General features: G+C 69.8%; 30 protein-coding genes. 25 read left to right on the top strand and 5 right to left on the bottom strand.

The features are described 5' to 3' along the window. Window positions 1-21: 21 nt before the first annotated feature. Together ABZ833_RS14435 and ABZ833_RS14440 are read right to left on the bottom strand one after the other, a co-directional pair. A complete protein-coding gene (locus ABZ833_RS14435) occupies window positions 22-1,602 on the bottom strand; it encodes an amidohydrolase (RefSeq protein ID WP_361045793.1) in 1,581 nt (526 codons plus the stop codon). A gap of 225 nt (window positions 1,603-1,827) precedes the next feature. Then, complete coding sequence (locus ABZ833_RS14440) at window positions 1,828-3,279, bottom strand: APC family permease (protein ID WP_361045795.1); 1,452 nt, start codon at window positions 3,277-3,279, stop codon at window positions 1,828-1,830. A 148-nt stretch (window positions 3,280-3,427) separates the two neighbouring features. Between ABZ833_RS14440 and ABZ833_RS14445 the strand changes: the two genes are divergently transcribed. Next, entirely contained in the window at window positions 3,428-4,030 is a 603-nt protein-coding gene (locus tag ABZ833_RS14445) for a TetR/AcrR family transcriptional regulator C-terminal domain-containing protein (RefSeq protein ID WP_361045797.1), read from the top strand. Window positions 4,031-4,053: 23 nt separating this feature from the next. On the opposite strand, the gene ABZ833_RS14450 is transcribed toward ABZ833_RS14445, so the two are convergent. Then, a complete protein-coding gene (locus tag ABZ833_RS14450) occupies window positions 4,054-7,065 on the bottom strand; it encodes a bifunctional [glutamine synthetase] adenylyltransferase/[glutamine synthetase]-adenylyl-L-tyrosine phosphorylase (protein ID WP_361045800.1) in 3,012 nt (1,003 codons plus the stop codon). 118 nt (window positions 7,066-7,183) lie between these two features. Here ABZ833_RS14450 and ABZ833_RS14455 point away from each other — a divergent pair, with 118 nt between their 5' ends. Continuing rightward, window positions 7,184-7,696, top strand: coding sequence for a pyridoxamine 5'-phosphate oxidase family protein (locus ABZ833_RS14455; protein WP_361045802.1), 513 nt, complete (start codon window positions 7,184-7,186; stop codon window positions 7,694-7,696). 120 nt (window positions 7,697-7,816) lie between these two features. After that, window positions 7,817-8,251 carry a VOC family protein gene (locus ABZ833_RS14460; RefSeq protein WP_361045804.1) on the top strand — a complete coding sequence of 145 codons (435 nt, stop codon included), beginning with the start codon at window positions 7,817-7,819 and terminating at the stop codon, window positions 8,249-8,251. 140 nt (window positions 8,252-8,391) lie between these two features. Here the strand turns inward: ABZ833_RS14460 and ABZ833_RS14465 are convergent, their stop codons facing one another. Next, complete coding sequence (locus ABZ833_RS14465; RefSeq protein ID WP_361045806.1) at window positions 8,392-8,493, bottom strand: glutamine synthetase; 102 nt, start codon at window positions 8,491-8,493, stop codon at window positions 8,392-8,394. Between the two features lie 297 nt (window positions 8,494-8,790). Between ABZ833_RS14465 and ABZ833_RS14470 the strand changes: the two genes are divergently transcribed. The 4 genes from ABZ833_RS14470 (at window position 8,791) to ABZ833_RS14485 (ending at window position 11,864) form a co-directional block, all read left to right on the top strand. After that, window positions 8,791-9,213 (top strand): RusA family crossover junction endodeoxyribonuclease, encoded by a 423-nt coding sequence (locus ABZ833_RS14470; protein WP_361045808.1) that lies wholly within the window; start codon window positions 8,791-8,793, stop codon window positions 9,211-9,213. Beyond that, the gene (locus ABZ833_RS14475) at window positions 9,210-9,887 is read left to right on the top strand and encodes a hypothetical protein (RefSeq protein WP_361045811.1); all 678 of its coding nucleotides are present in this window, start codon (window positions 9,210-9,212) and stop codon (window positions 9,885-9,887) included. Before ABZ833_RS14470 ends, ABZ833_RS14475 begins: the two co-directional genes overlap by 4 nt. 181 nt (window positions 9,888-10,068) lie before the next feature. Beyond that, entirely contained in the window at window positions 10,069-11,304 is a 1,236-nt protein-coding gene (locus tag ABZ833_RS14480; protein ID WP_361045813.1) for a helix-turn-helix domain-containing protein, read from the top strand. Next, the gene (locus tag ABZ833_RS14485; RefSeq protein WP_361045815.1) at window positions 11,301-11,864 is read left to right on the top strand and encodes a flavoprotein; all 564 of its coding nucleotides are present in this window, start codon (window positions 11,301-11,303) and stop codon (window positions 11,862-11,864) included. The genes ABZ833_RS14480 and ABZ833_RS14485 overlap by 4 nt, the downstream gene beginning before the upstream one ends. 216 nt (window positions 11,865-12,080) lie before the next feature. Here the strand turns inward: ABZ833_RS14485 and ABZ833_RS14490 are convergent, their stop codons facing one another. Then, window positions 12,081-12,473, bottom strand: a complete 393-nt coding sequence (locus ABZ833_RS14490; protein WP_361045818.1) for a winged helix-turn-helix domain-containing protein — start codon at window positions 12,471-12,473, stop codon at window positions 12,081-12,083. A gap of 551 nt (window positions 12,474-13,024) precedes the next feature. On the opposite strand from ABZ833_RS14490, the gene ABZ833_RS14495 reads away from it, so the two are divergent. From ABZ833_RS14495 to ABZ833_RS14580, 18 genes are all read left to right on the top strand, one after another. Then, window positions 13,025-13,192: a pRL2-8 gene (locus ABZ833_RS14495; RefSeq protein WP_361046315.1), complete on the top strand. Its 168-nt coding sequence runs from the start codon at window positions 13,025-13,027 to the stop codon at window positions 13,190-13,192. Between the two features lie 356 nt (window positions 13,193-13,548). After that, window positions 13,549-13,725 (top strand): hypothetical protein, encoded by a 177-nt coding sequence (locus ABZ833_RS14500; RefSeq protein WP_361045820.1) that lies wholly within the window; start codon window positions 13,549-13,551, stop codon window positions 13,723-13,725. 177 nt (window positions 13,726-13,902) lie between these two features. Then, window positions 13,903-14,349 (top strand): transcriptional regulator, encoded by a 447-nt coding sequence (locus ABZ833_RS14505; RefSeq protein WP_361045822.1) that lies wholly within the window; start codon window positions 13,903-13,905, stop codon window positions 14,347-14,349. A gap of 88 nt (window positions 14,350-14,437) precedes the next feature. Then, window positions 14,438-14,731 (top strand): hypothetical protein, encoded by a 294-nt coding sequence (locus tag ABZ833_RS14510; RefSeq protein WP_361045824.1) that lies wholly within the window; start codon window positions 14,438-14,440, stop codon window positions 14,729-14,731. After that, window positions 14,728-15,327, top strand: a complete 600-nt coding sequence (locus ABZ833_RS14515) for a hypothetical protein (RefSeq protein WP_361045826.1) — start codon at window positions 14,728-14,730, stop codon at window positions 15,325-15,327. The genes ABZ833_RS14510 and ABZ833_RS14515 overlap by 4 nt, the downstream gene beginning before the upstream one ends. After that, complete coding sequence (locus ABZ833_RS14520) at window positions 15,324-16,307, top strand: DUF2637 domain-containing protein (RefSeq protein WP_361045829.1); 984 nt, start codon at window positions 15,324-15,326, stop codon at window positions 16,305-16,307. Before ABZ833_RS14515 ends, ABZ833_RS14520 begins: the two co-directional genes overlap by 4 nt. Beyond that, on the top strand, window positions 16,304-17,392 hold the full coding sequence (locus ABZ833_RS14525; RefSeq protein ID WP_361045832.1) for a DNA cytosine methyltransferase: 1,089 nt from the start codon (window positions 16,304-16,306) through the stop codon (window positions 17,390-17,392). Before ABZ833_RS14520 ends, ABZ833_RS14525 begins: the two co-directional genes overlap by 4 nt. Beyond that, window positions 17,389-17,724, top strand: a complete 336-nt coding sequence (locus ABZ833_RS14530) for a hypothetical protein (protein WP_361045835.1) — start codon at window positions 17,389-17,391, stop codon at window positions 17,722-17,724. The genes ABZ833_RS14525 and ABZ833_RS14530 overlap by 4 nt, the downstream gene beginning before the upstream one ends. 157 nt (window positions 17,725-17,881) lie before the next feature. Beyond that, complete coding sequence (locus ABZ833_RS14535) at window positions 17,882-20,140, top strand: cell division protein FtsK (protein WP_361045837.1); 2,259 nt, start codon at window positions 17,882-17,884, stop codon at window positions 20,138-20,140. Between the two features lie 140 nt (window positions 20,141-20,280). Continuing rightward, complete coding sequence (locus ABZ833_RS14540; protein ID WP_361045839.1) at window positions 20,281-20,532, top strand: hypothetical protein; 252 nt, start codon at window positions 20,281-20,283, stop codon at window positions 20,530-20,532. Window positions 20,533-20,693: 161 nt separating this feature from the next. Next, on the top strand, window positions 20,694-20,882 hold the full coding sequence (locus ABZ833_RS14545; protein WP_361045842.1) for a hypothetical protein: 189 nt from the start codon (window positions 20,694-20,696) through the stop codon (window positions 20,880-20,882). 14 nt (window positions 20,883-20,896) lie between these two features. Beyond that, window positions 20,897-21,100: a hypothetical protein gene (locus ABZ833_RS14550; RefSeq protein WP_361045844.1), complete on the top strand. Its 204-nt coding sequence runs from the start codon at window positions 20,897-20,899 to the stop codon at window positions 21,098-21,100. Then, the gene (locus ABZ833_RS14555) at window positions 21,097-21,381 is read left to right on the top strand and encodes a hypothetical protein (protein ID WP_361045846.1); all 285 of its coding nucleotides are present in this window, start codon (window positions 21,097-21,099) and stop codon (window positions 21,379-21,381) included. Before ABZ833_RS14550 ends, ABZ833_RS14555 begins: the two co-directional genes overlap by 4 nt. After that, window positions 21,378-21,725, top strand: coding sequence for a MazG-like family protein (locus tag ABZ833_RS14560; RefSeq protein ID WP_361045848.1), 348 nt, complete (start codon window positions 21,378-21,380; stop codon window positions 21,723-21,725). Before ABZ833_RS14555 ends, ABZ833_RS14560 begins: the two co-directional genes overlap by 4 nt. Further along, window positions 21,722-21,922, top strand: coding sequence for a hypothetical protein (locus ABZ833_RS14565; protein WP_361045851.1), 201 nt, complete (start codon window positions 21,722-21,724; stop codon window positions 21,920-21,922). The genes ABZ833_RS14560 and ABZ833_RS14565 overlap by 4 nt, the downstream gene beginning before the upstream one ends. 14 nt (window positions 21,923-21,936) lie before the next feature. Further along, a complete protein-coding gene (locus ABZ833_RS14570; RefSeq protein ID WP_361045854.1) occupies window positions 21,937-22,350 on the top strand; it encodes a hypothetical protein in 414 nt (137 codons plus the stop codon). Between the two features lie 3 nt (window positions 22,351-22,353). Continuing rightward, window positions 22,354-22,842 carry a single-stranded DNA-binding protein gene (locus ABZ833_RS14575; protein WP_361045856.1) on the top strand — a complete coding sequence of 163 codons (489 nt, stop codon included), beginning with the start codon at window positions 22,354-22,356 and terminating at the stop codon, window positions 22,840-22,842. An 86-nt stretch (window positions 22,843-22,928) separates the two neighbouring features. After that, window positions 22,929-23,843, top strand: coding sequence for a bifunctional DNA primase/polymerase (locus ABZ833_RS14580; protein ID WP_361045859.1), 915 nt, complete (start codon window positions 22,929-22,931; stop codon window positions 23,841-23,843). The last annotated feature ends 26 nt before the right edge of the window (window positions 23,844-23,869 follow it).

A 23,869-nucleotide genomic window follows, 5' to 3' on the forward strand; every position in this document is an offset into this window, starting at 1 on the left:
GCGGAGCCCTGCCCCACCCGGTCACGGGTGACGGTGCGTGACGCGTCCTCCGGACACGGTCAGCAGGACCGGTGCCTGCGCCACCTCGTCGGCGGGCGCCTGGACGGGGTCGAGCCCGAAGGCCGTGAGATCCGCCCGGAAGCCGGGAGCGATCCGCCCCGCGACCTCCCCCTCGCCCGCCGCGATCGCGGCGTGGGAGGTGACCCCCTCCAGAGCCATGAGCCCGGTGAGGCCGGCCGCCGCCGAGGCCGCTCCACGGGGCGTACGCGCGGTAGCGAGCACCTGACGCGCGTCATGGTGCGCGATGGGCCAGTCGGAGCCCAGGGCGACGACAGCGCCCGCGTCCCGCAGATCCCGGGTCCGCCAGGCCCGCGCGGCCCGCTCGTCCCCAAGGCGCCTGGACCACTCGTCGGTGTGGTCGGCGCGCGTGTACGCGGTGTGCGGCGGCTGCATCGAGGCGATCACCCCGAGCTCCGCGAAGCGCGGGATCGTGTCGTCCGGGACGGTCTCGATGTGCTCGATCCGGTGCGCGAGGCGCCCGCCGGGGCCGAGCGAGGCGACGGTGTCGAGCACGTGCCGCACGGCGGCGTCCCCGATGGCGTGGGTCGCCGTCCGCACCCCGGCCGCGTGCAGGTGCCGCACGGCGTCCGCGTAGGCCTCCGGGTCCGGCCAGAAGGCGTCGGTGCCCTGCCCGTGGCAGTCCGCGTGCTCCAGCCAGGCGGTGCCGCCCTCGACGGTCCCGTCCATGAAGAACTTGGCACCGCCGACGCGCCAGTGCCTGCCGCGCTCGGCCTGCAGCGCGACGAGCTCGTCGAGCCCCTCCTTGTCGACGCCGGGCATGCACCAGGGGGCGAGCCGCAGCCGCAGCGGAAGGTCCGTGTCGCCCTCGACCGCCGCGAGCAGTCCGGGTACGTCGCCGCCTCCGAGGTCCATGACATGCGCGCCGGTCAGGCCGGTGGCCGCCATCGCGGAGAGCAGCTCGACCAGGCGGGTACGGCGCTCGGCGTGGGAGGGGCGGGGCAGGACGTCGTTCAGGAGGTCCATCGCGGCGTGCTCGACGAGGTGGCCGGTGGGGCGCCCGTCCTCGTCGCACACGATGGCCGACCGCTGGGCGAACTCGCGCGGTCCTGTGACCCCCGCCGCGCGCAGGGCCGCGCCGCTGGCCAGGGCGGAGTGGCCGTCGTAGAGGCGGATGAAGGCGGGTGCGCCGTCGAGGGCGTCCTCGACGAGCGCCCGGTCGACGGGCCGCCCGCCGAAGGCGTTGTGGTCGAGCCCCCAGGCGATGACCCATCCATCGACGCGGGCCGCTGTGCGCAGGGCGGCGCGGAGCTCTTCGAGATCGGCCACGGCCGAGAGGTCGAGGCCGGTGGCCATCTCAAGCCCCCAGACCGGATGGCTGTGGGAGTCGACGAGACCAGGGGTGAGGGTGGCTCCACCGAGGTCGATCTGCTCGGTGCGGGGGCCTTTCCAGTCGCGTACGTCTGCCTCGTGGCCCACTGCCGCGATGTGTCCGTCGCGGACGGCGAGGGCGGTGGCGTGGGGGTTGGTGGGGTCGAGGGTGCGGATGTGGGCGCCGGTGAGGATGAGGTCGGCGGGTGTCACGGGGGAACTCCGTTCAGGTGGGTGGGTAGTTACGGTCAAGACGGCCCTGCGGGGCTCTCCCCAATCCCGCCCCTTCCCGAAACTGGGGCTCCGCCCCAGACCCCGACAAGATGGCCTCAAACGCCGGCCGGGCTATCTCCAGCCTGTCCGGCGTTTGAGGACGAACTCGGCGGAGCCGCCAATAGATACAGCCGGGAAGGGGCGGGGTTGGGGACAAGAAAGAGGTCAGCCCGGCGGCTCCGCGGCGAAGCCCTCGTACACCTCCGGGCGGCTGCGGCGCAGCCGCATCGCGAGGACGAGCCCGAGGACGAACACCGCGGGGGCGACCCCGACCAGGATCGTGTTCACGAAGGGGCTCGCCCCGGTGAAGACGTCGATGTGCGTGGCGACCAGCACAAGCGCCGCGCTAAGCAGCACCGTCGCCACCCCCGGCGCCACCACCGTCCGCAGCACACCCTCCCCATGGCTGATGCGCCGGAAGTAGAAGGGGACCGCGACCGCCGCGATCAGCTGAAGCGCCAACAGACCGATCATCCCGGGGGTGTTGACCCACAGCAGCAGCTGCGCGTAAGGATCCGCGCCCGCCGCGGCGAAGGCGACGACCACCACCGCCCCGAGGACCGTCTGCGCCGCCCCCGCCAGGTAGGGAGACCGATGCCGCCCGTGCACCCTGCCGAGGGCCTTCGGCAGCACCCCCTCCTCCGAGAGCCCGAGCGCGTACCGGTTGATCGCGTTGTGGAAGGCCAGCAGCGACGCCAGCACGCTCGTCACGATCAGCACGTGCATCAAGTCGGCGGCCCAGCCGCCCACATAGGTCGTGATGGCCGAGAAGAAGAGGCCCGCCGGGTCCGAGCCCGCGGCCTTCACCACCGCCTCGTCGCCGAAGGCCTGGATCACCGTCCAGACGACGAAGGCGTAGAAGAGCCCGAGGAACGCCACCGCGATGTACGTCGCTCGCGGCACCGTCCGGTCCGGATTCCGCGCCTCGCGGCGGTAGATGACGGTCGACTCGAATCCGGTGAACGCCGCGAAGGCGAAGGCGAGCACGGCGGCCGTGCCGGGGACGAGGACGTGTCCTGGGGCGAAGCCGTCCAGGCTCAGTCCCTCCCCCGACCCTCCCTTGATCAGGACGCCGCCCGCGAGCAGCACCAGGATCCCGGTCTCGGCGACGAGCAGCACACCGAGCAGCTTCGCGCCGAAGTCGATCGAGCGGTATCCGGCGTACCAGATGAGCAGCAGCCCGGCGAGGGACACCGGAAGCCAGGGGATGTCCGCGCCGAACAGGGCGTGGGCGGTGTCCTGCGTGGCGGTGCCCAGGAGTCCGTAGACGCCGATCTCCATGCCGTTGTAGCCCAGCATGGCGAGCAGCGCGGCGGCGATGCCGGCGGGGCGGCCGAGGCCGCGCGTGATGTACGCGTAGAAGGCACCGCCACTGCGGACGTGGCGGCTCATCGCGGTGAAACCGACGGCGAAGACGGCGAGCGTGATCCCGGCGAGCAGATAGCCGACGGGTGCGCCGATGCCTCCCAGGGAGATGGCGATGGGGGCGACGCCCGCCATGACGGTGAGCGGGGCGGCGGCCGAGACGACGAAGAAGGCGATGTCGGCGGTGCCGAGTGAGCCGCTGCGGAGCGTGGGCCCGGCCTCGGCGGCCGGGCCCCGGGTGGTTGTGGACATGCGGGGAGAAGCCCTTCGACGGCAGGCGGGGCAAGGGCTTCCGACGGCGGGGACCGACCGCAGGAAGCCATAAACCTAAAGGCTTTCGGTTTTGGCAATGTAACCTCTCGTTGGGCTTACGGGAAGAGATCGCGAGGAGATCGAAGACATGGGACGGCCGCGCACCCCCCTGCTCGACAGGGACCGCATCACGACGACCGCGCTCGCCCTCATCGACGAGAAGGGCGACTTCAGCGTCCCGCAGATCGCCAAGCGCCTCGGCGCGCAGACCGGCTCCGTCTACCACCACGTGGACGGCCGCGACGGCATCGTGGAGCTGCTCCGCGAGCGGGTGAGCGAGGCGATCGACACCAGCACCCTCGACCCGCGACGCCCCTGGGAAGATTCCCTGTCCGGCTGGGCCCGCTCCTACCGCGCCGCCTTCGCGGCCCACCCCAAGGTCATCCCGCTCCTCATGACCTCACCGGTGCGCGCCCCACGCGTACTTGAGCAGTACGAGTGCGCGGTGACGCTCCTTGTCGACGCCGGGTTCGCCCTCGCGGACGTCATGCCGGTGATCATCGCCCTGGAGAACCTGGTGCTCGGCTCCGCGCTGGACCTGGCCGCGCCGGAGGCCATGTGGGAGCTGCCGGACGAGACGTCGACGCCCGCGCTCGCACGGGCCCTTGACGCGGCGCCGCGGGGGCGCGCCGACCGCGCCTTCGAGCTGGCGCTCACGGGGTTCCTGGCGCATGCGCGGACCATGCTGTAGAGCACCTGCGAGACGGCGACGGTCTACGCCCCGTAGAACCGCTCCTCCATCACGGCCCGCGCCCTGCGCGTGACCCGTCGGTAGTCGTCCAGCATGTCCCCGACGTGTCCGGGGTCGTAGCCCAAGTAGCGCCCCACCGCGGCCAGTTCGCGGCCGTCCGACGGGAACGTGTCGCCCGCCCGGCCGCGCACCAGCATCACCGCGTTGCGCACCCGCGCGGCGAGGACCCACGCCTCGTCCAGGATCGCCGCGTCCTCGGTCGGGATCAGCTCGGCCGCGCAGGCCGCCGCGAGGGCCTCCCGGGTGCGGGTGGTGCGCAGGCCCGGCTCGACCCAGCCGTGGGTCAACTGCATGAGCTGGACGGTCCATTCGACGTCCGAGAGACCGCCGCGGCCCAGCTTGGTGTGGAGGGTGGGGTCGGCGCCGCGCGGCATGCGTTCGGCCTCCATGCGGGCCTTCAGACGGCGGATCTCGCGGACCGCGTCCTCGCCGAGGCCCTCCGCCGGATAGCGCAGCGGGTCGATCAGGTCGATGAAGGCACGACCCAACTCGGCGTCACCCGCGACCGGTTCGGCACGCAGCAGCGCCTGGGACTCCCAGACCAGTGACCAGCGGCGGTAGTAGGCCTCGTACGAGGCGAGGGTCCGCACCAGCGGTCCGCTCTTGCCCTCCGGGCGAAGATCCGCGTCGATCAGCAACGGCGGGTCGCTGCTGGGGAGTTGCAGGAGCCTGCGCATCTCCGAGACGACCTGGGCGGCCGCCTTCGCCGCTTCGTGGTCGCCCACGCCCTCGCGCGGCTCGTGGACGAAGAGGACGTCGGCGTCCGAGCCGTAGCTCAGTTCGTGGCCGCCGAAGCGGCCCATGCCGATCACGGAGAACCGCACCGGCAGCGTGTCGCCCCAGCCTTCGCGGACCACCGCCCGCAGCGTCCCCGCGATCGTCGCCGCCGTGAGGTCGGAGACCGCGTTGCCCACCCGGTCCAGGAGGGCGCCGGGATCCTCCGCGGCGGGACTCTCCTCCGTGCCGTACGAGCCGATGATGTCGGCCGCCGTCGTGCGGAACAGCTCGCGGCGGCGGACGCCTCGTGCCGCCGTCACCGCCTTTTCGGCGCCGTCCGCGCGGCCCACCGCGGCCAGGACCTCCTGCTCCAGGTGGGCGTGGTCGCGCGGGTCGAGGCCGCGCTGGTCGCCGAGCAGGGCCACCGCTTCGGGGGCGCGAAGCAGGAGGTTGGGGGCCAGGCGGCCCGCGGACAGGACGCGGGCCAGGTTCTCGGCCGCCGCGCCCTCGTCGCGCAGGAGCCTCAGATACCAGGGGGTCTTGCCGAGCGCGTCGGACACCTTGCGGAAGTTCAGGAGGCCCGCGTCGGGGTCCGCCGAGTCGGCGAACCAGCCGAGGAGCACGGGGAGCAGGGTGCGCTGGATCGCCGCCTTGCGGGTGACGCCCGACGCGAGCGCCTCCAGGTGGCGCAGGGCGGCCGCGGGGTCGTGATAGCCGAGGGCCACCAGACGTTCGCGGGCCGCGTCCGTGCTCAACCGGGTCTCGACCGGGGCGAGTTGGGCCACGGCGTCCAGGAGCGGGCGGTAGAAGAGCTTCTCGTGCAGACGGCGCACGACCGAGGTGTGCCGCTTCCACGCGCGGTTCAGCTCGGTGATCGGCTCCGTGCGCATGCCCAGGGAGCGGCCGATGCGCCGCAGGTCCGCGTCGTCCTCGGGGATCAGGTGGGTGCGCCGCATCTTGAAGAGCTGGATGCGGTGCTCGAGGGAGCGCAGGAAGCGGTAGGCGTCGTCGAGCTGGACGGCGTCCACGCGCCCCACGTACCCGCCGGCCGCGAGCGCCTCCAGGGCCGCCAGGGTCGAGCCGCTGCGGATCGACGTGTCACCGCGGCCGTGCACCAACTGCAGGAGCTGCACGGCGAATTCGACGTCCCGCAGGCCGCCGGGGCCCAGCTTCAACTCACGGTCGACCTCGCCCGCCGGGATGTTCTCGACGACCCTGCGGCGCATCTTCTGCACGTCGGGAACGAAGTTGTCGCGCTCGGCCGCGTGCCAGACGAGGGGCGCGAGCGTGCTGACGTACTCCTCGCCGAGAGCCAGGTCCCCGGCCACCGGGCGGGCCTTGAGCAGCGCCTGGAACTCCCAGGTCTTGGCCCAGCGCTGGTAGTAGGCGAGGTGGCTGCTGAGGGTGCGCACCAGGGGGCCGTTGCGGCCTTCCGGGCGGAGGTTGGCGTCGACCGGCCAGATGGTGCCCTCGACCGTGGTCTCCGAGCAGATCCGCATCATGTGCGAGGCGAGCCGGGTGGCGGCCTGGATGGCCTTGCCCTCGTCGGCGGCGTCCGTGCCGCCTGTGCCCTCCGCGGGTTCACCGACGAAGATGACGTCGACGTCCGACACGTAGTTCAGCTCGTGGCCACCGCACTTGCCCATCGCGATGACCGCGAGCCTGCACCGCGCGGCGTCGTCGGGCGCGGCGGCCTCGGCCATGGCGAGCGCGGCACGCAGGGTCGCCGTCGCCAGGTCCGCGAGCTCGGCCGCGGCCTCGGCCACGTCCGTCGTGCCGCAGACGTCGCGGGCCGCTATGGCAAGGAGGCAGCGGCGGTAGGAGACGCGGAGCGAGACGGGGTCGGTGGCGTCGGCGAGGCCGCGCTCGAACTCCTCGACGCCGGGGTGCAGGTCGGCAAGCTCGTACGTGACCAGGGCCCGCCAGTCGCGGGGGTGCCGGGCCAGGTGGTCGGCGAGCGCCTCGGAGGCGCCGAGCACCCCGAGCAGCCGGTCACGCAGCGGCTTGGCGCTGACCAGCGTGTCGAGCAGCTCCCGGCGGCCGGTGTCGTCGGGCTGCCCCTCGACAAGCCGTACGAGGCCGAGGAGGGCCAGGTCGGGGTCGGCGGCGGCGCCCAGGGCGTCGAGCAGCACCGGGTCGGTCCGCACCGCGGACAGTTCGGGAGCCCCGAGCAGCCGCTCCGCGGCGGACGGATCGGTGAAGCCATGCCGCAGCAGCCGCGTGAACGTACTGCTTCTGCGCCCTTGCGGCACCGTCATCCCCGCGCCTCCGTTCGATCACTCCTGGCCCGAGCCTACGGCCTCACCGATGAGTTCTGCCCGCGTGCGGAGTCCGTACTTGGACAGGAGCATGGGTGGCGGCGTCAGGAGGCGGAACATGCCGAGCAAGGAACCCCGTACGGAACTGGACACCCGGTACAGCAGTGCGGGGGCGGCCGCGACCCCGTGGTCCGACGCCGTGCGGCAGCTCAAGGCGGCCGAGCTCTTCTGGATCTCGTCCGTGCGCCCCGACGGCCGCCCGCACGTCACACCGCTGCCCGCGGTCTGGCTGGACGGCGCGCTGCACTTCTGCACGGGCCCCGAGGAGCGCAAGGCACGGAACGTGGCGGCCAACCCCGAGGTCGTGCTGACCACGGGCATCAACCTCTGGGACAAGGGTTACGACCTGGTCGTCGAGGGCTCCGCGGTCCGGATCACCGACGAGGACAGGCTGCGGCGCCTTGCGGCGGCGTGGGAGGAGAAGTACGGCAGCTTCTGGCACTACGAGGTGCAGGACGGCTGCTTCCACCACGGTCCGGGCCACGCGTACGTCTTCGAGGTGGCCCCCCGTACCGCCTTCGGCTTCGGCAAGGGCGAGCCGTTCAGCCAGACGCGCTGGCGCTTCGCGTGAGGCGGCCGAAGGGCCGGTGCCTCCCGCACGCGCAGGAGGCTTCAACTCCACTTCTCGCAGCCCTCGGACGGGGTGTGGCGGAGCGCTGACAGGGCCCCCTCGCCCTGATGTACTCGGCCCATGGAATACACACTCGAGGTGATCCCGCTCCCCGTCAGCGACGTCGACCGGGCCATGGAGTTCTACCGCGACAAGCTCGGCTTCCACGTGGACATCGACCAGGAGGTCATGCCGGGCATGCGCATCGTCCAGCTGACCCCGCCGGGGTCCGGCTGTTCCATCGCCCTCGCCGACACCCTCTGGGACACGATGGACGGCCCCACCCCGGCCCCCGGCTCCTACCAGGGCCTCCAGCTGTGCGTCGCCGACGCGAAGGCCGCGCACGCGGAGCTGACCGCGCGCGGCCTGGACATCTCGGAGCCGGTGGCGCATGCGCCGCAGGACGGCGGCACGTTCATGTACTTCAAGGATCCGGACGGCAATGGCTGGGCCATCCAGGAGTATCGCGTCCGCGGGACGACTCCTCTGCGGGCGGCGATCGTCAGCGCCCCGTAGGGGGCGCCCCGTCAGGGGCGCGGGGAACTGCGCGAGCAACCACGAAAAAGCCGCAGACGCGCCTGCCGAGCAACCTGGCAGACGCGTCTGCGGCCTATCGAGGGCTGAGCGCGCAGTTCCCCGCGCCCCTAGCGGCAGCTTTACAGCACCGGCAGGTTCTTCCTCAGCTCGAAGGCCGTGACCTCACTCCGGTACTCCTCCCACTCCTGCTTCTTGTTGCGCAGGAACTGGCGCACCCTCACGACGGCCTGGGCCGTTCCCAGTCGCCCCCCTGACGAGCAGGCAGTTAACGGTCGACGTTGGTCGTCACCGGTCCCTGTGGGCCGCCCTTCGACGGCCCACAGACGGCCCAGGTATCCACTCCCTGTCGCTAGCGACCCGCGCTTGGCCGCCCCTCCCCCTCACTCGCCGGGGCTGCTGCACACCAGCCCGGCAGGGGCTCCCTGGGATCATCAGTTGCGCTATCGCCTCGGTCAGCATTCACCCGTAGGCTGACTCCGAGGTGCCAGACGTAGAGCTAGGGACGGGACATCGATCGAATGGCATGGGAGTTCGTAGTTCCCGGTATCCCTCTATCGGTAAATTCCAAGGATTCCAAGAAAAAGCAGCGCTGGGTCGAGAAGGTGCGAACATACGCCATCGAGAACCTACCTGAGGATGGATTTCCACTCTTGGGCGACTTGGCCGCTTCAGTAACATACTTTCACGTGGGCCCAACGGATGTCGACATCGACAACATCCTGAAACGAATAATCGATGGGATGTATCCCGAGATTATGATGGATGACGCACAGATTCAAGATGTCTCCGCGTCCAGAAGAGACGTCCTAGGGTCCGGGTTAAGAAATCCACCATCAATCATCCTTCCATACCTATTTGATGGCGACCCGTTCGTTTACGTTTCCGTAAATCTGGCTATGCCACAGGAGGAATTGCCATGGATTGGCAAGATGCCACGATGAACGCGCTGCGGGAGCGCGCAGAGAGGCTCCCTCCAGGGTGGACCATGTATACGAGCGCATCCGGAGAGGGGCTTCTTCCTGCTGGGTTCGCTAAGCGCGGCATAGAGGAATTCGACGCCATCGCCGTAGGTCCAGGGGGCGGTGTCATCTTTGAGATCGTTCAGCAGAAATCTGCTGACTCTCAAATGAAGATCGACCAAATCAACAGCATCCGCGCGAGACTCCGGGGAATTGAGGGCTGGGATGTGGAAGTTATTGTTCTCGCACAGCCTGACATTCTCGCACGGAAGGATGAAATTGATCGGCGATTGCGTACGGTAACAGACCTCGCAAAATTTGGAGAGTCCTCAGGAAACCAAGAAGTACTTCGAGCGGCATTTGTTCTCGCCTTCTCCGGGCTGGAATGGACACTGGCCCAACACTTCCAGGGTGAGGAAAACAGGCGCCCTCAGAGCGTTCGACAGATGGCGGAACGACTCGTTTCCGAGGGACTCCTATCGGAGGCCACTTACCGTGAGATCCGAGAACTCAATAGGATCAGGAACGAGATTGTCCACGGCCTATCAGTAGCGAAACAAGTCGACGCTGCCACTATTCATCGGATCGCAGAGTTGACAGAGGACGTGTACGAGGAGTCCGCCAACGGACGGCTGGAAGGTAGGCACCTCACGTGATTGCATCACGCCACTGAAGATGCCTTTCAGTACTTCCATTGAAGAGACCCGGACAATCTGTCCGGGTCTCTTCCCTTTGGGTCCATCAAGCTCGTAGCGAGACGGCGAGAGCACCTACCGGCCGTCTGACTGGCTCTGTAACGTGAAGGACGCCCCTACCAGCAGCAGGAGGCAGCACCCCATGCGTGGCCTTGGAGATCACCTCAGCATCGGCGAGCGCATCGCGTTCTACCGGAAGCGTCGCGGCTACACGCAAGAGGTGCTGGCCGGGCTGGCCGGCCGCAGCACTGATTGGCTCGCGAAGGCAGAGACCGGCCGCAGGAAGCCGCCGCGAATCGACATGCTCGCGGAACTGGCGCGCATCCTGCGCGTACCTTTGGGCGACCTGCTCGGTCAGACCCTCCTAGTGGAGGACGAGAAGCACCAGGACGACGTACCGGCAGTACGAGATGCGCTCATGAGTCCGCGGCGGCTCTCGCGCCTGCTCTTCGGGCCAGAGGCAGACGTTCAGCTCCCCACCCCTGCGCCCGTGGCGGTGCGCGTGGAGCACGCTTGGAACGACTACCAGGGCGGGCGACTCGGCAGCGTGATCGCTGCCCTTCCGGCGCTTCTTCAGACGGCACAGGAGCTAGAGGACCGTGCGGGACGCCGGGGAGAGGACCGCCGCGACTGCTGGGCAGTCTCTGCCCGCACTCACCACCTCGCGGCTACGACGCTCGCGAAGGTTGGAGAGTCCGACGTCTCCTGGTTGGCCGCAGAGCGCGCGATGCGAGCGGCGGACGAGTCTGACGATCCCTTGGTGCTCGCCTCAGCCGCGCGGTCCGGCGCGCACGCACTGCTCGCCAACGGTCGGTACGAAGCCGCGATGGAGCTAGGCGACACCACAGCGACGTGGTTGGCCTCTCAGGTAGCGGAGAGCGACCCATCCGCGCTGAGCTTGCTCGGGATGATCCACCTACGGGCCGCCGTCGCGGCAGCTCGGCACCAGGACCGCCCGACTGCGACCCGCCTCCTGAACCGGGCCGAGGAACTCGCTGACGACCTCGGTTCGGATGAGAATTACTGGCAAACCGGATTTGGCCCCACGAACGTGATCCTCCACCGACTGTCTATCGAGCTTGATCTGGACAACGTGTCGTACGTGGTGGAGAACGGCCGGATCGACGTCGACCACATGCCGCAGGAGCGCAGCGTCTCGCACCGCATCGACTACAGCCGCGCGCTCTCGCTCGCCGGACACGGTGATGAGGCGTTCTCTGAGCTGCGTACCGCCGAACGCACGGCACCGCAGCTCGTACGCAACAATCCCAGGGTGCGCGAGACGCTACGGGACCTGGTCAAACAGTCGCCCGTGAGCGGCGGATCGCGCTCGTCCGAGGTGTTCGTGATGGCCCAACGGTGCAGGGCGGTGCAGTGAGTTCGAGCAAGCGCGGGGTACTGGGAGTCGTCGGTTCAGCGGCCGGCGGGGTGGAGTCGCTCCGCACCGGCCTGGTCGAGCCCGCGATGGAACGTGGGTGGCAGGCGGCCGTGACGCTGACGCCGACAGCGGGAATCTGGCTTCGGATGAACGGCGAGGCCGACCGGTTGGAGAAGCTGACCGGCCTACCCGTCCGTGACGAACCGCGCCTCCCCGGCGACGCCCGACCGCACCCGGCCGTTGACTGCTACGTCGTGGCTCCAGCGTCGGCCAATATGGTCGCGAAGCTCGCGAGCGGCCTCATGGACAACCAGGCTCTGACACAGGTGGGCGAAGCCCTCGGGACTATCGGCTTGCCGGTCGTCGTCTTCCCCCGCGTTAACGCCGCGCACGCTCGTCACCCGGCGTGGCAGCGCCACATCGAAGCTCTGCGGGAAGCCGGTGTCCGGCTCGTCTACGGGCCGGACGTATGGCCGCTGTACGAGCCCCGTGACGCGCCGCCAGGGCGGGAACTTCCATGGGTTGCGGTACTGGATGCCGTGGACGAAGTAATCCACTGACGAACCGTCAACACCCCTGACCTGCAAGTAAAGAGGACCCGGACACTCTGTCCGGGTCCTCCGTCGTTCGCGGTCTCATGCTCATTTGCATGCCAGGGATCAATGAGCGAAAGAACGAGCTAGCGGGCCTCACTTCCGCTGAACTCGCACTGCTCAAAGCGAGTTTGGGCGAGGCGCGCGCCACGACGGAAGGGCTGCTGAGGCGCGCCGACGTACTCACCGCGAAGGTGGCGTCTCGCTACTCACGATCTCCTCAAGCCGGTCCAGACGCTCACCGAGAAGTCGGAGAGCGTCATGGATCGAACTGAGCTCTCCGGCCAGGGCGGTGAAGGCGGGGCTACTGCCCGGCTCGGTGCCGAGCGGCGCCGATGGGTCGCGTACGAACGTCCCGCGCCCCTGCTGGGTGAGAACCAAGCCCTCATCTCGAAGTTGGCTGTACGCGCTCTGCACAGTCATGAGCTGCACGCCGAGCTTCTTGGCAAGCTGGCGTGCGGCGGGCAGCCGCTTCCCCGGCGAGTAGTCCTCGTTGTCCGGGTCCGCAATCTTCGCGCGGTAGTCAGCAGCGATCTCCTTGGCCGTTTGCTTGGACGCTTCGGGGCTCGAATCCATGCCCCCGAGGGTAACCGGACCTAGGTCAATCTCAGATCCCCCGGCGAACCTTCTTGACAGTCAGATTGACCTGGGTCAATCTGAACTCAGGTCGGGACGCGAAACCCGGAAGGGCTTCGCTAACGGCGAGTTGTAAGTGCTTGACCTGCACGAACGCAGAGGGCGGGGACGCTGCAATCCCGCTAAAGGCCAGGGGAACGGGGCTTCGGCCCTACTGGCGAGGTGGCCCGGTGACCGCGAGCAACGGCCGGAGTGTGGGGACTGGGTCCCCCTTGCAGTGCGAATCCCCTGATCAGCGAACTGAAGGAGTGGCAGTGAACTGACGAAAGCGATGGGCGCGGCCGTGACCGACCGGCACGGCGGTGCCGCTCCATCTCCAGCGTGCTGGCACCGCAGGGTGCCGCGGGCAACCGGTCGCCTTTCGCCGCACCGCGGCGGCTAGCGCTGCGGCCGGTTGCCTCCTCCGCCCGTCCGTGCGCCCTGCGGGGCGGTCGCGTACGGGCGGGGCTGAGGGGAGCCGGGATCGTCCCGAGCCTACGAAGGAGCCCATGATGCCGAACCGAGAGACGCCCCCGGGCGAGTGCCCGCAGTGCTGGCAGCACGCTTACAACAAGAGCATCCATCGCCGTCTCGGTCCTCGCGAGGACTGCCCGCAGTGTGTGAGCCACATGGTTAACGGCTGTCCCAGCGTCACGCCCAAGAAGAGCTGGTGGCACTGACCGGCTGTCTGTGGTTCCGGCCTGGTGCCGGGGCCGCGGAGAGCCGGGACAGTCCCGAGCCCTTCCCGAAAGGACGCTCACCGTGGACCAGAGTCAGTTGAACGAGATCGGTCGCCGCGTCAGTGCTGCCGCGGCGCAGTTCGCCCCGAGCCACAAGCCGACCCCCCGCTCAGCAGGCGGATGTCTGTTCGGTCCTGCGCGACATGATCCAGGCGACCGCGATCCACGGCGTGAAGTTCGCCGACTTCGACGCCGTCGCCGACTTCGCCCGCATGGCCATTCAACTCGTACAGCGCCGCGATGCACAGAACTGACGCCCACCCACCAACCGCCCTTAACCGCTGAGGAGATCACCCGTGAGCCGCAACGAGACGCCCGAAGAGCACGAGGCCCGCATGCAGGCCGCGATGGACGCGGCTGACGCGATCATCGCGGCCACCCAGCAGCCGAGCCAGGACGTGACCGTCGTTCACGGCGAGCGCTACGGCGTCAGCGGCGGTGTCCACCACGGCGACATCTACTACAGCTTCTAGCGACCGGCGCCACCGTTCGATCGCTCTACCGCCCCGATGGTCGCAAGGAAGGGTTCGACTCCCTTCCGGGGCACTACCGGACCGCTCCACCGTCCGGACTTCCCTGCCGGGACTGGCCGCCCTCTCGCCAAAGACCGAGGCCGCCCCGGCGCTTCCTTCCCTTCGAGGAGTCTCCCGATGGCTGCTGTGTTCGCTGCTGTGTTCGTCGCCCTGTACGTCGCCCACAGCGTGGGTGACCACTGGGTGCAGACCTCCTGCCAGTCCGCGCACAAGGGCCGTCCCGGCTGGGTCGGCCGCCTCGCCGGCGCCCGGCACGTCGCCACCCTGACCGCCACCAAGCTCGCGCTGTTACTGCCGGTCCTGTGGCTGCTGAACCTCTCCGTGAGCGTGCCCGGCCTCGTGCTGGGGCTGGGCATCGACGCCGTCACACACTGGTGGGCCGATCGCCGCAGCACCCTCGCATGGCTGGCCAAGGTGACCGGCAAGGGCGAGTTCTACCGGCTCGGTGCCCCGCGCCCCGGGCGCGACGACAACCCGCACATCGGCACCGGTGCCTACGCCCTTGACCAGTCCTTCCACCACCTATGGGTGCTCATCGCCGCGCTCATCATCGCCACCGTCTGACCTCCCCGCCTCGCCAGGGAGGGCGCCGTCTCGCCAAAGCCTGCGCCCGCCCCGGCTCTCCTCCCGTCCCTCCACTTCAGGAGTCATCATGCGTAGCTATGTCGGCGGCCATGAGGCCGTCAGTGACACCGATTTCGTCGAACTTGCCCTCGGTACCCCTCTTGAGCTGTGGCTCGGGGAGGACGGCGAGAGCGAGACGGAGCGCGCGGCCCGCTTGGACGCGGCCCGCGACATCCTCGCCGACAACCCGAACATGCCCGACGACGCGATCCGCATCGCCGCTCAGGCGGTGGAGGCCTACGCGCCGGAGCTGTTCCACGTCGTCCCGCTGAAGCGGCCGACCGTCCGTCGTGAGCGCTCCCGCAAGGCGGTGGCGGCATGAACTCCACCGCTCCCGCTGCCGCGCTGCTCGCGGACCACACCGGCCGCCCCAAGCCGATGCTGACCATGCCTCTTACCTACGAGCAGGCCCGTCTGGGCATGGCCTTCCATGAGGCCGGTCACGCCGTGCTCGCCCTGGCCTATGGCATGCGGGTGGTGACCAGTGAGGTCATCGCCTGGACGCCGGAAGACGGTGGTTGGTGCCTGACCGGCAACACCGCCTTCGAGACACGCGACGTGCATGCGTGGCACTTCGCCGCGCAGGCTGCAGCCGGATCGATCGCCCAGGTCAATTACCTGATGGCCTACGGGCTGTGGACGCCGGAACGGGCGGCCGCCTGCGCGGCTCTCCACGACCGTGAGCAGGCCATCGCCATCCTCGCGCAGCACGGCTTTCGGATCGGCCGTGGCCACGTCCCGGCCCACGGCAAGTCCTGGGCGATGGTGCAGGGGATGGCCCGCCGCAAGATCGGTCACCTGTGGGGCGAGATCCGCACCGTGGCGCACGCCATGGACGAGAACACGGTGCTGACCGGTGACGAGATCGCCGACCTGACCGGCCTGCCCAACCCGCAGTTCGGGGAGGAGTCGGCATGACCGTCATCGCGAGTACGGACTCTGCGACGGTTCCGCCGCTGACCCGCCCGGAGCTGGGCCTTGCCGGGATCGGGGCTGCTGCTGCGGCCGGGGTTGGCTCACTCGGGTTCATCGCCTCTTTCGACGCGGTGTCGGCCGCCGCGCTGCGCTGGGGATTTGCCGAGCCGTGGATGCTGCCGGTCGGTATCGACGTGGCGATCCCGGTGTTCACCGTCGCCAACCTGCTGCTGATCCGCATGGATATGGCGCTCGGGTGGGTGCGGTTCGTGCCCTGGGTGCTCACGCTGATCACCTGCGGTCTGAACGTCGCCGCGGGCGACAGCCTGTGGGCCAAGGTCGCGCACGGCACGATGCCGCTGCTGTGGGTGGTGTTCTCCGAGATCGGCGCGCACATCTACGCCGTGCGCATTGGCGCGGTGACGGGCCGCCGGATGGACAAGATCCGGTTCAGTCGCTGGCTGCTGGCGCCGTTGACCACGTTCGCGCTGTGGCGGCGCATGACGCTGTGGGAGATCACCTCCTACACCGACGCGCTCGCCCGGGAACGGGAACGGCAGTTGGCCCGCGCGGATCTGCGCGAGCAGCACGGACGGCGGTGGCGCTCGAAGACACCACGGCGCTCCCGTGTGCTGCTCAAACTCGGAGAACTCGCCCCCGCGACCGAAGAAGAGCCGCTTGACGAACGGTCGGAGCCGGACCCGCCCAAGGACAAGACGCCCAACCCGCAGCCACGACCGAAGCCGTCGGCCAACCGCCGTCGCGCTCCCAAGACGGCACGGCGCGGCATGGCCGAACTCCTCGCAGAGGCACGGCAGTTGACGGCTACTTGGTCGGATGCGGAAGTCGACAACGGCGAGGCGCTGCGCAAGGCGCTGCGCTGCGGTGCCAAGCCCGCACGGCACGTCCGCGACGTGCTGACCGCCGAGCGCGCCGAGGGCCGGACCCTGCACTCTGTGGAGGACGCGGAGGCAGCCGCATGAGGGACCTGCGGATCGGTTCGGTGTGTACCGGATACGCAGGCCTGGACGACGCCGTCCGGGCCGTGTTCGGCGGGGAGCTGGCGTGGGTGGCGGACAACGACCCTGGCGCCGCGCTCATCCTCGCCCACCACTACCCCGGGGTGCCCAACCTCGGGGACATTACCGCCATCGACTGGCACGACGTCGAGCCGGTGGACGTCTACATCGGCGGCTATCCGTGCCAGCCGTTCAGCACGGCGGGCAAGCGGAAGGGAACCAAGGATGACCGGCACCTCTGGCCGCACATCGCCCGCGCCCTTGGCGTTCTACGACCCCGACTCGCGGTCTTTGAGAACGTCGCAGGCCACCTTTCTCTCGGCTTCGACACCGTCCTCGCCGACCTTGCCGCCATCGGGTTCGATGCGGACTGGTGCTGTGTACGCGCGAGCGATATCAAGGCCGCCCACCAGCGTAAGCGGCTCATCTTCTGGGCCTGGCCTGCCGACTCCGGCGGCCCGGGACTGGCGCGGCGGTGGGCAGAGCGGGCAGCTTCCCACCGCCGTCTCGCTGCTGCCGACGCCCTCGACCTCGGAGAGCACCGGGGCCGGGCATGCGGCACAGGGCGGGATGAACCTGCGCCACGTCGTCTCTCTGCTGCCGACCCCGCGGGCGTCGGCGAACGAGAACCGGCAGACCAAGCGCTCGCCCTCGCAGGAGGCCGGGACACACGGCAAGAGCCTGGCCGCCGAAGTGTGCGAACTCCTGCCAACCCCGGCCGCGGCCGACAGCGAGCGGCAGAGCCCAACGTACGGGCGGGGCAACCCGACCTTGCGTGGGGCCCTTACGAGCAAGCGATCCGGCGGTGGGAGGCGGTCATCGGTCGCCCCGCCCCCAGGCCAACTGACGATCTGGGACGACTAAACCCGGCCTTCGTCGAATGGCTCATGGCCCTGAACGAGGGACACGTCACCGGTGTCCCCGCCCTTTCGCGCACCGCCCAGCTCAAGGCACTCGGCAACGGGGTCGTCCCGCCGCAGGCCGTGGCCGCGCTGCGCATCCTGCTGGGCAGGGCCGAGCCCGACACCTGGCGGAAGGCGACGGCATGAAGTCACAGCCCATCGTCGGCGCCGCTGTCTTCAACACCGTTATGGAGTCCGCCGGCCACCGCTGCCAGTGCGCGGGTGCGTGCGGCAACCCGCACGCCAAGGGCGAGGGACGGTGCCCGCACGAGCACGACGGCTACACCAGCAAGCACGGCCGCCGGGTCCGTCTCATCGCGGCTCCCGCCGACCCGCTCGCGTCCACCGTTACCGCGGCCGGGCTTCCGCCCGCGGAACTGCGGGCTTGGTGCCCGGACTGCCACACCGCCGCCGCCCGCGCGGCAAAGCGGCAAATGCCCGACACCACTTCGGGTCAGTGCGGCCTGTTCGACCTGTAGCCGCAACAACGGCCTGCGTAGAAGGACCGGGCTGTCACCGAGGAGTGACAGTTGCGGCTTCCTCACGCGACCACGATGCACGTCGACGGGGCCCGGTCTCAACCGACCAAAGCAGCGGCCGGGCCCCGCCACCCTCCATCCCTGGAAGGAAGTCTCAGTGAATCACCCCGACGAGAACGAGCTGTTCAACCGGCTCGAAGCCGAGATGATGGATGGCCCCGACGCCGACTCGGTCGGCAAGGTGGTCGACCTGACGTCGGCCCGCGCCTTGCGCACCGGATCGACCGATCCGGTACCCGACTCGGACGCCGACTGGTCGCCCGACTCGGCCGCGCCCAAGTCGGCCGACTCCCCTGATGACTCCAGCGACGATGAGTCGGCCGTCATGGTCGACACCCCGGCACCTGCCGGTCCCGGGCTGATGGACAGGATCCGGGCCGCGAAGCGTCAGGACGTGATCCCGGCGTGGGCGCGCTCCAAGCCGGAGTTCGTCAGCGCTGCCGGATGGCTGGGCGGCTACGTGGGCCACTCGGCTGCCTACCACGCGGTGCGTCTGCCCTGGTACAGCCTGCGCCTGGCCTGCCAGGCACCTGCCGGAGCCGCGAAGTTCATCGGCGGCACCCTGCGCTGGGCCGCCGATGCCGAGGGCGACCCACTGCGGCGGGCGGCGGCCAGCCGCGAGAACGTCATGGAGTACATGACCCTCTCGCGCCAGCGGGATCGGCGGGTCAAGCTGCGCATGACCCTGATGACGGCCGGGCTCATCCTGGGCCCGGTCCTCGCACTGGTCCTGTACGTGCTCGCACCGGCCTGGCTCACCGCCCTGGCCTTCGCCGCGCTGACCGCCGGACTCGGTTTCCTCGGGGCGCCGTCCGACAAGCCCGTCATCTCCCGCGCGGTCGTGACCACCGAAGTCGAGAAGCTCACCTCCGGGATCGTCGAACGGGCTCTGGGGGCGCTGGGAATCTCTGAGATCAACAAGGCGCTGGGCAAGGGCGGGGAAGGCATCAAGTTCCCCGCCCCGATCACCCGCGACGGCCCCGGCTGGCGCGCCGACGTCGACCTTCCCTACGGCGTGACCGTGCCGGACATCTTGGACCGGCGCGAGAAGCTGGCCTCTGGTCTGCGCCGCCCGCTGGGCTGTGTGTGGCCCGAGCCGGTGCCTGACGAGCACGCGGGCCGGATGGTGTTGTGGGTCGGCGACAAGGCACTGAACAAGGTCAAGCCGCCCGCCTGGCCGCTGGCCAAGTCCGGCAGCGCGTCGCTGTTCAAGGCGCTGCCGTTCGGCACCGACCAGCGCGGACGCAACGTCGACCTGACGCTGATGTACGACAACGTCCTCATCGGCGCCATGCCCGGCATGGGCAAGACGTTCGCCCTGCGCACACCGCTGCTCGCCACGGCACTGGACGTGCTCGCCGAACTGCTGATCTGGGAGCTGAAGGGCACCGGCGACCTGGACCCCATCAAGCGGGTCGCCGCCGACTACGGCTCCGGCGCGGACGACGAAACCGCCGCCGCCGCGCTGGATTCGATCCGCTACGTCTACAAGGACCTGGAGCGGCGGGCGAAGGTCATCAGCTCGCTGCCCAAGGACAAGTGCCCGGAGAACAAGGTCACTCCGGAGCTGGCCGCGAACCGCTCGCTGGGTCTGCACCCGCTGGTGCTCGCGATCGACGAGTGCCAGGAGCTGTTCTCCCACGAGAAGTACGGCAAGGAAGCCGGGACGTTGTGCACCGGCATCATCAAGCGCGGCCGGGCACTGGGGATCATTCTGCTGCTGGCCACGCAGCGCCCGGACAAGGACTCGCTGCCCACCGCTATCAGCGCGAACGTGGGCACCCGGTACTGCCTGCGGGTCATGGGCCAGTTGGAGAACGACATGATCCTGGGCACGTCGAACTACAAGAACGGCATCCGCGCCACCAGCTTCACCAAGTCCGACAAGGGCATCGGCTACCTGGTGGGCGCCGCCGACGACCCGCAGATCGTGCGCGGCTACTACATCGACAACCCGGCCGCCGAAGTCATCTGCGAGCGGGCCCGCAAGGCGCGCATCGACGCGGGCACCCTGCGCGGCATCGCCGCAGGCCAGGAGCCGGAGCGCCGCGACGTGGTCGACACGCTGCTGGAGGACATCCTCGCCGTCGTCCCCGCCAGCGAGGCCAAGCCGTGGAACGACGTCACCGTGGAGCGGCTCGCCGACATGCGCCCCGAGAAGTACGGCGCGTGGGGCGAGATGGAGGAGTCCGCCGACCAGGCCCGCCAGCTCACTTCCGCACTCAAGCCGTACGGCGTGAGCACCGGCCAGGTCGCGCGCCGGATCAAGGGCAAGACCGTTAACCGGACCGGCTTTGAGCGGGCCCGCATCGTCGAAGCGATTGCGGAGCGTGACCGTAAGCGGGACGCGGGCTGACCGTCAGGGGTCTCTAGCGCTAGGGGATCAACCCTCTAGCGCTAGAGACCCCGCTAGCGACCCGCATAGCACCTGATCAGGCCGCTAGGTGATAGCGGCCCACCTGCGCAAACCCCTGAAACAGCCCGTGGAGGCCCGTGATGTCCTCGATCACGCTCGCTATCGCCTGCCTACTCGTCGTCACACTCGGTTACGCATCGGTGTGTGCGGCCTCGCCGTTCGGCGACTGCCGCAAGTGCCGCGGCTTGGGCTACGCGACCAAAACCGACCGCAAGGGCCGCATCAAGCGCGGCAAGCGCTGCCGCCGCTGCAAGGGCTACGGCAAACGCATACGGATGGGCCGCCACCTCTACAACCTCTACGCCCGTACCCACCGCGAAGGCACCCGCTGACCCCGGAACGCGAAGTGGCCGACGGTGCCCGTCATGAGACGTACCCCGCTCTTTGCCAAAGCTAAGTGGGCGCAACCGTCGGCCGCGACCCGAGCTTGCCAGCACCCGGGCGCCTGCCCGCATCCAACCGGCCGCCCGGCCCCACGTCAAAGGAGATTCCCGTGGCCGTGACCGTCTCCATGGTCGCCCTGTTCGGCCTGGTCCTGTTCTTCCTGCTCCGCTCCAAGTCCCTCGGCTACGGCGCCGCGTTCATCGCCGTGATGTTCGGGTTCTTCCTCGCCTCCACCGGCGCCGCCGGACCCATCAGCGAACTGACCCGCGCCGTCATCGGCGCCATCCCCGACCTGTGATCGGAGGACCCGCCGTGCCCGACTCCATCTCCCTCATGGCCGCCGGCGAGATCCGCGACGCCCTCACCGCCGCCGCCCGCGGCGACCTGCCCACCGCCGCCCACGCGTTGATGAGCATCGACCCCGCGTCCTGGCAGGCAATGGAGCACCGCCTCGCCGCGCTCGGCAGCTCCCTGCCCGACCTGGTCCGTGCCGCACAAGAAGAGCAGGCGACATGAACGCCGACCTCATCGCGGTCGCCGTACTGGCCGCCCCAGGCGCCGTGTTCGGCGCGGTGGCCCTCACCGGCCATGCCGTTGCCCGCCGCCATGACGCCGCACTCGCCGCCGCCCTGGCGGCCAGCCCGGCAGGCGGTCCCAGGCCGCCCGGCGAACCGCAGCCTGCCCCCGAGCACGGCGAGACGGCCGGGTCCCTGGCCACCGTCGTCGACCTTGGCCGGTACCGCCGTACGGACACCGCCCACGACACCCCGAACCTTCCTGAGGAGGAAGCCTCATGAGTGCAGTCCTGTGGCCCGTCACCGCCCGCATCGTGGACCGCCTGGATGCCGTCAACGGCACGGAAGCACACGAGATCACCATGCGCCTGCTCAAGGTCGTGGAAGAGGCGGGCGAAGCGTCCGCCGCGTATATCGGCGCGACCGGCCAGAACCCCCGCAAGGGCACTACCCACACCTACCGCGACGTGGCCGACGAATTGTGCGACGTCATCATCGCCGCCACCGTCGCCCTGCACAGCTTCACCCCCGCCCCGCCCGCCGTCCTGGAAGCCAAACTGCACGCCGCCGCCCGCCGTCTGAGTCCCGCCGCTCCGGCGGGCCGATCTGAAGGGGGCGTGTTGTGACCTGCCGCGAGTGCACCGGCCACCACCCCGTGCGACTGGACGCCTTCCCCGCCGGAAACCCCCGCGCCTCACTGCGCGCCACACGCCGCGCCACCGAAGCCCGCGCGGAAACCCCGGCTCCTGTCCACGTCCACTACGACGCCATCCACGACGCCTTCGCCGTCATCCGCACCGACACGACCCCCGCCACCGCCTGAGGAGGCCAACTCCCATGCCCGACAAGCACGTCGACCCCGTCGACCTCCCACGCGATGCCGCCGAGGCCATCCGGGAGTTCAACCACCTGACCTTCCCCACCCGCGAGAACCCCAGCGGCCTGGCGTACCCGCCCGAGGCCTACCGCGCCATCGGCGCGCTCAAGTCGCTCTCCCAGCGCCTCCCGCAGGCCTTCGAGCAGATCGAGCGGGCCCTCACCGTCCTCAACGGGCGCGGGCACGTCAGCGCCGATTACGGCACGCCCGAAAACCACATCGTCACGGCGAGCGCCGCGCTCCAAGAAGCGCACGACCACGCGCACGCGCTGGCCGCCGCTCTGGAACGCGCCCACACCGCCACGAGCCCGCTCGGCTACAGCGGCCCGATCACCCACGACGACACCGACATCGACGGCACGGAAGGCGAGTAACCCATGTCCGCAGGAGAGACCCCGCTCACCGTCATTGGCAACCTCACCGACGACCCCGAAATCCGCTTCACCCCCAGCGGCGCAGCGATGGCGAAATTCACCGTCGCCTCCACCCCGCGCACCTACGACAAGACCACCAACCAGTGGCGCGATGGGACCGCGATGTTCCTGCGCTGCACCGCCTGGCGCGACCTGGCCGAGCACGTCGGCGACAGCCTCGCCAAGGGCACACGCGTGATCGTGACCGGCCGCCTGCGTCAGCACAACTGGCAGACCCCCGAGGGCGAGAACCGCTCCATGCTCGGCCTGGAAGTCGACGAGATCGGCCCCTCGCTGCGCTTCGCCACCGCCAAGGTCACCCGCGCCCAGCGCAACGGCGCCACCACCCACCCGGCCGCCGACGCCTGGAACACCGGCACCCCCGCCTCCGGCGGATGGGGTGCGCAGGCTCCGACCGGCACGGCGTCCGCAGACGACGAGCCGCCGTTCTAGCTACGCCCGGGGCGGGTGTCGTCTCGCCAAAGCCTCCACCCGCCCCGGTCCTCCCGTCCCTCCAAGAGAGCAGGAGAACCCCCAGCATGACCTATGCCATCCCGCCTGGACGAGACCGCCGCCAGTCACAGCCGCCCACACCGCTGGCCACCGCGCTGGCACTCGCCGCCAGGGGCGTGCCCGTGCTGCCGCTGCGCGTGGGCAAGGCCCCCTTCGGCAACTGCCCGGCCTGCGCCAAGAACGTGTGCGGCGGCCGACCGAACATGAAACAGGCCGGTCCCTGCACCTGCCCGCGCCCCTGCCACGCATGGGCCGCCGCGACCACCCACCCCGAAACGCTCACCTCCCCGGCGTGGAGGACCGCATGGCGGCAGGCCACCGCCGTCGCCTACCACCCCGCCGGCGTCCGCCTCACCGTCGTCGACCTCGACCACGCCGACGCCATCGCCTGGGCTCACGTACATCTGCCGCCCACCCGCACTGTGCCCACCACACGCGGCCAGCACTGGATCTACGTGGGCACGATGTGCTCCGCACACGGGGTACGGCCCGGTGTCGACATCAAGTCCCGCATGGCGTACGCCCGCTGGCTCGGCCCCGGCACCGGCCGCATGGCGCCCCTTCCGTATGCCGTGCGCGCATTGGCCGAACGGGAAGAGGCCACCCCGCCGCGCGGCGGGGTGGCCTCTTCTCCCCACGGCCAGGCAGCGTGGGATCGGTCGGTGGCCACCGGATGCCGCCACACCGAGCGCTACGTGCGTGTAGGCCTGGAAAGAGGCCTCGCCCTGGTGTCCGAACGTACGGAATCCGGCGCCGGATCACAGGCATTCCAGGTCGCCCGCTTCCTCGCCAAGCAGCACGGCCAGTGCCCCGGTCCGTGCGGTCTGGACGCCCTCGGGGAGGAGGTCGTGGCCGCCGCCGTCGCGGTCGGCGTGCCCGAACCCTACGCACGGCGGGCCGTCGCCAACGGCCTCAATCTCGCCGCCCTCGCCACGGCATGAGCCACCCCGCACGCACCCCCACGGAA

This window comes from Streptomyces sp. NPDC047525 (assembly GCF_040643025.1).
GTDB lineage: Bacteria > Actinomycetota > Actinomycetes > Streptomycetales > Streptomycetaceae > Streptomyces > Streptomyces durmitorensis.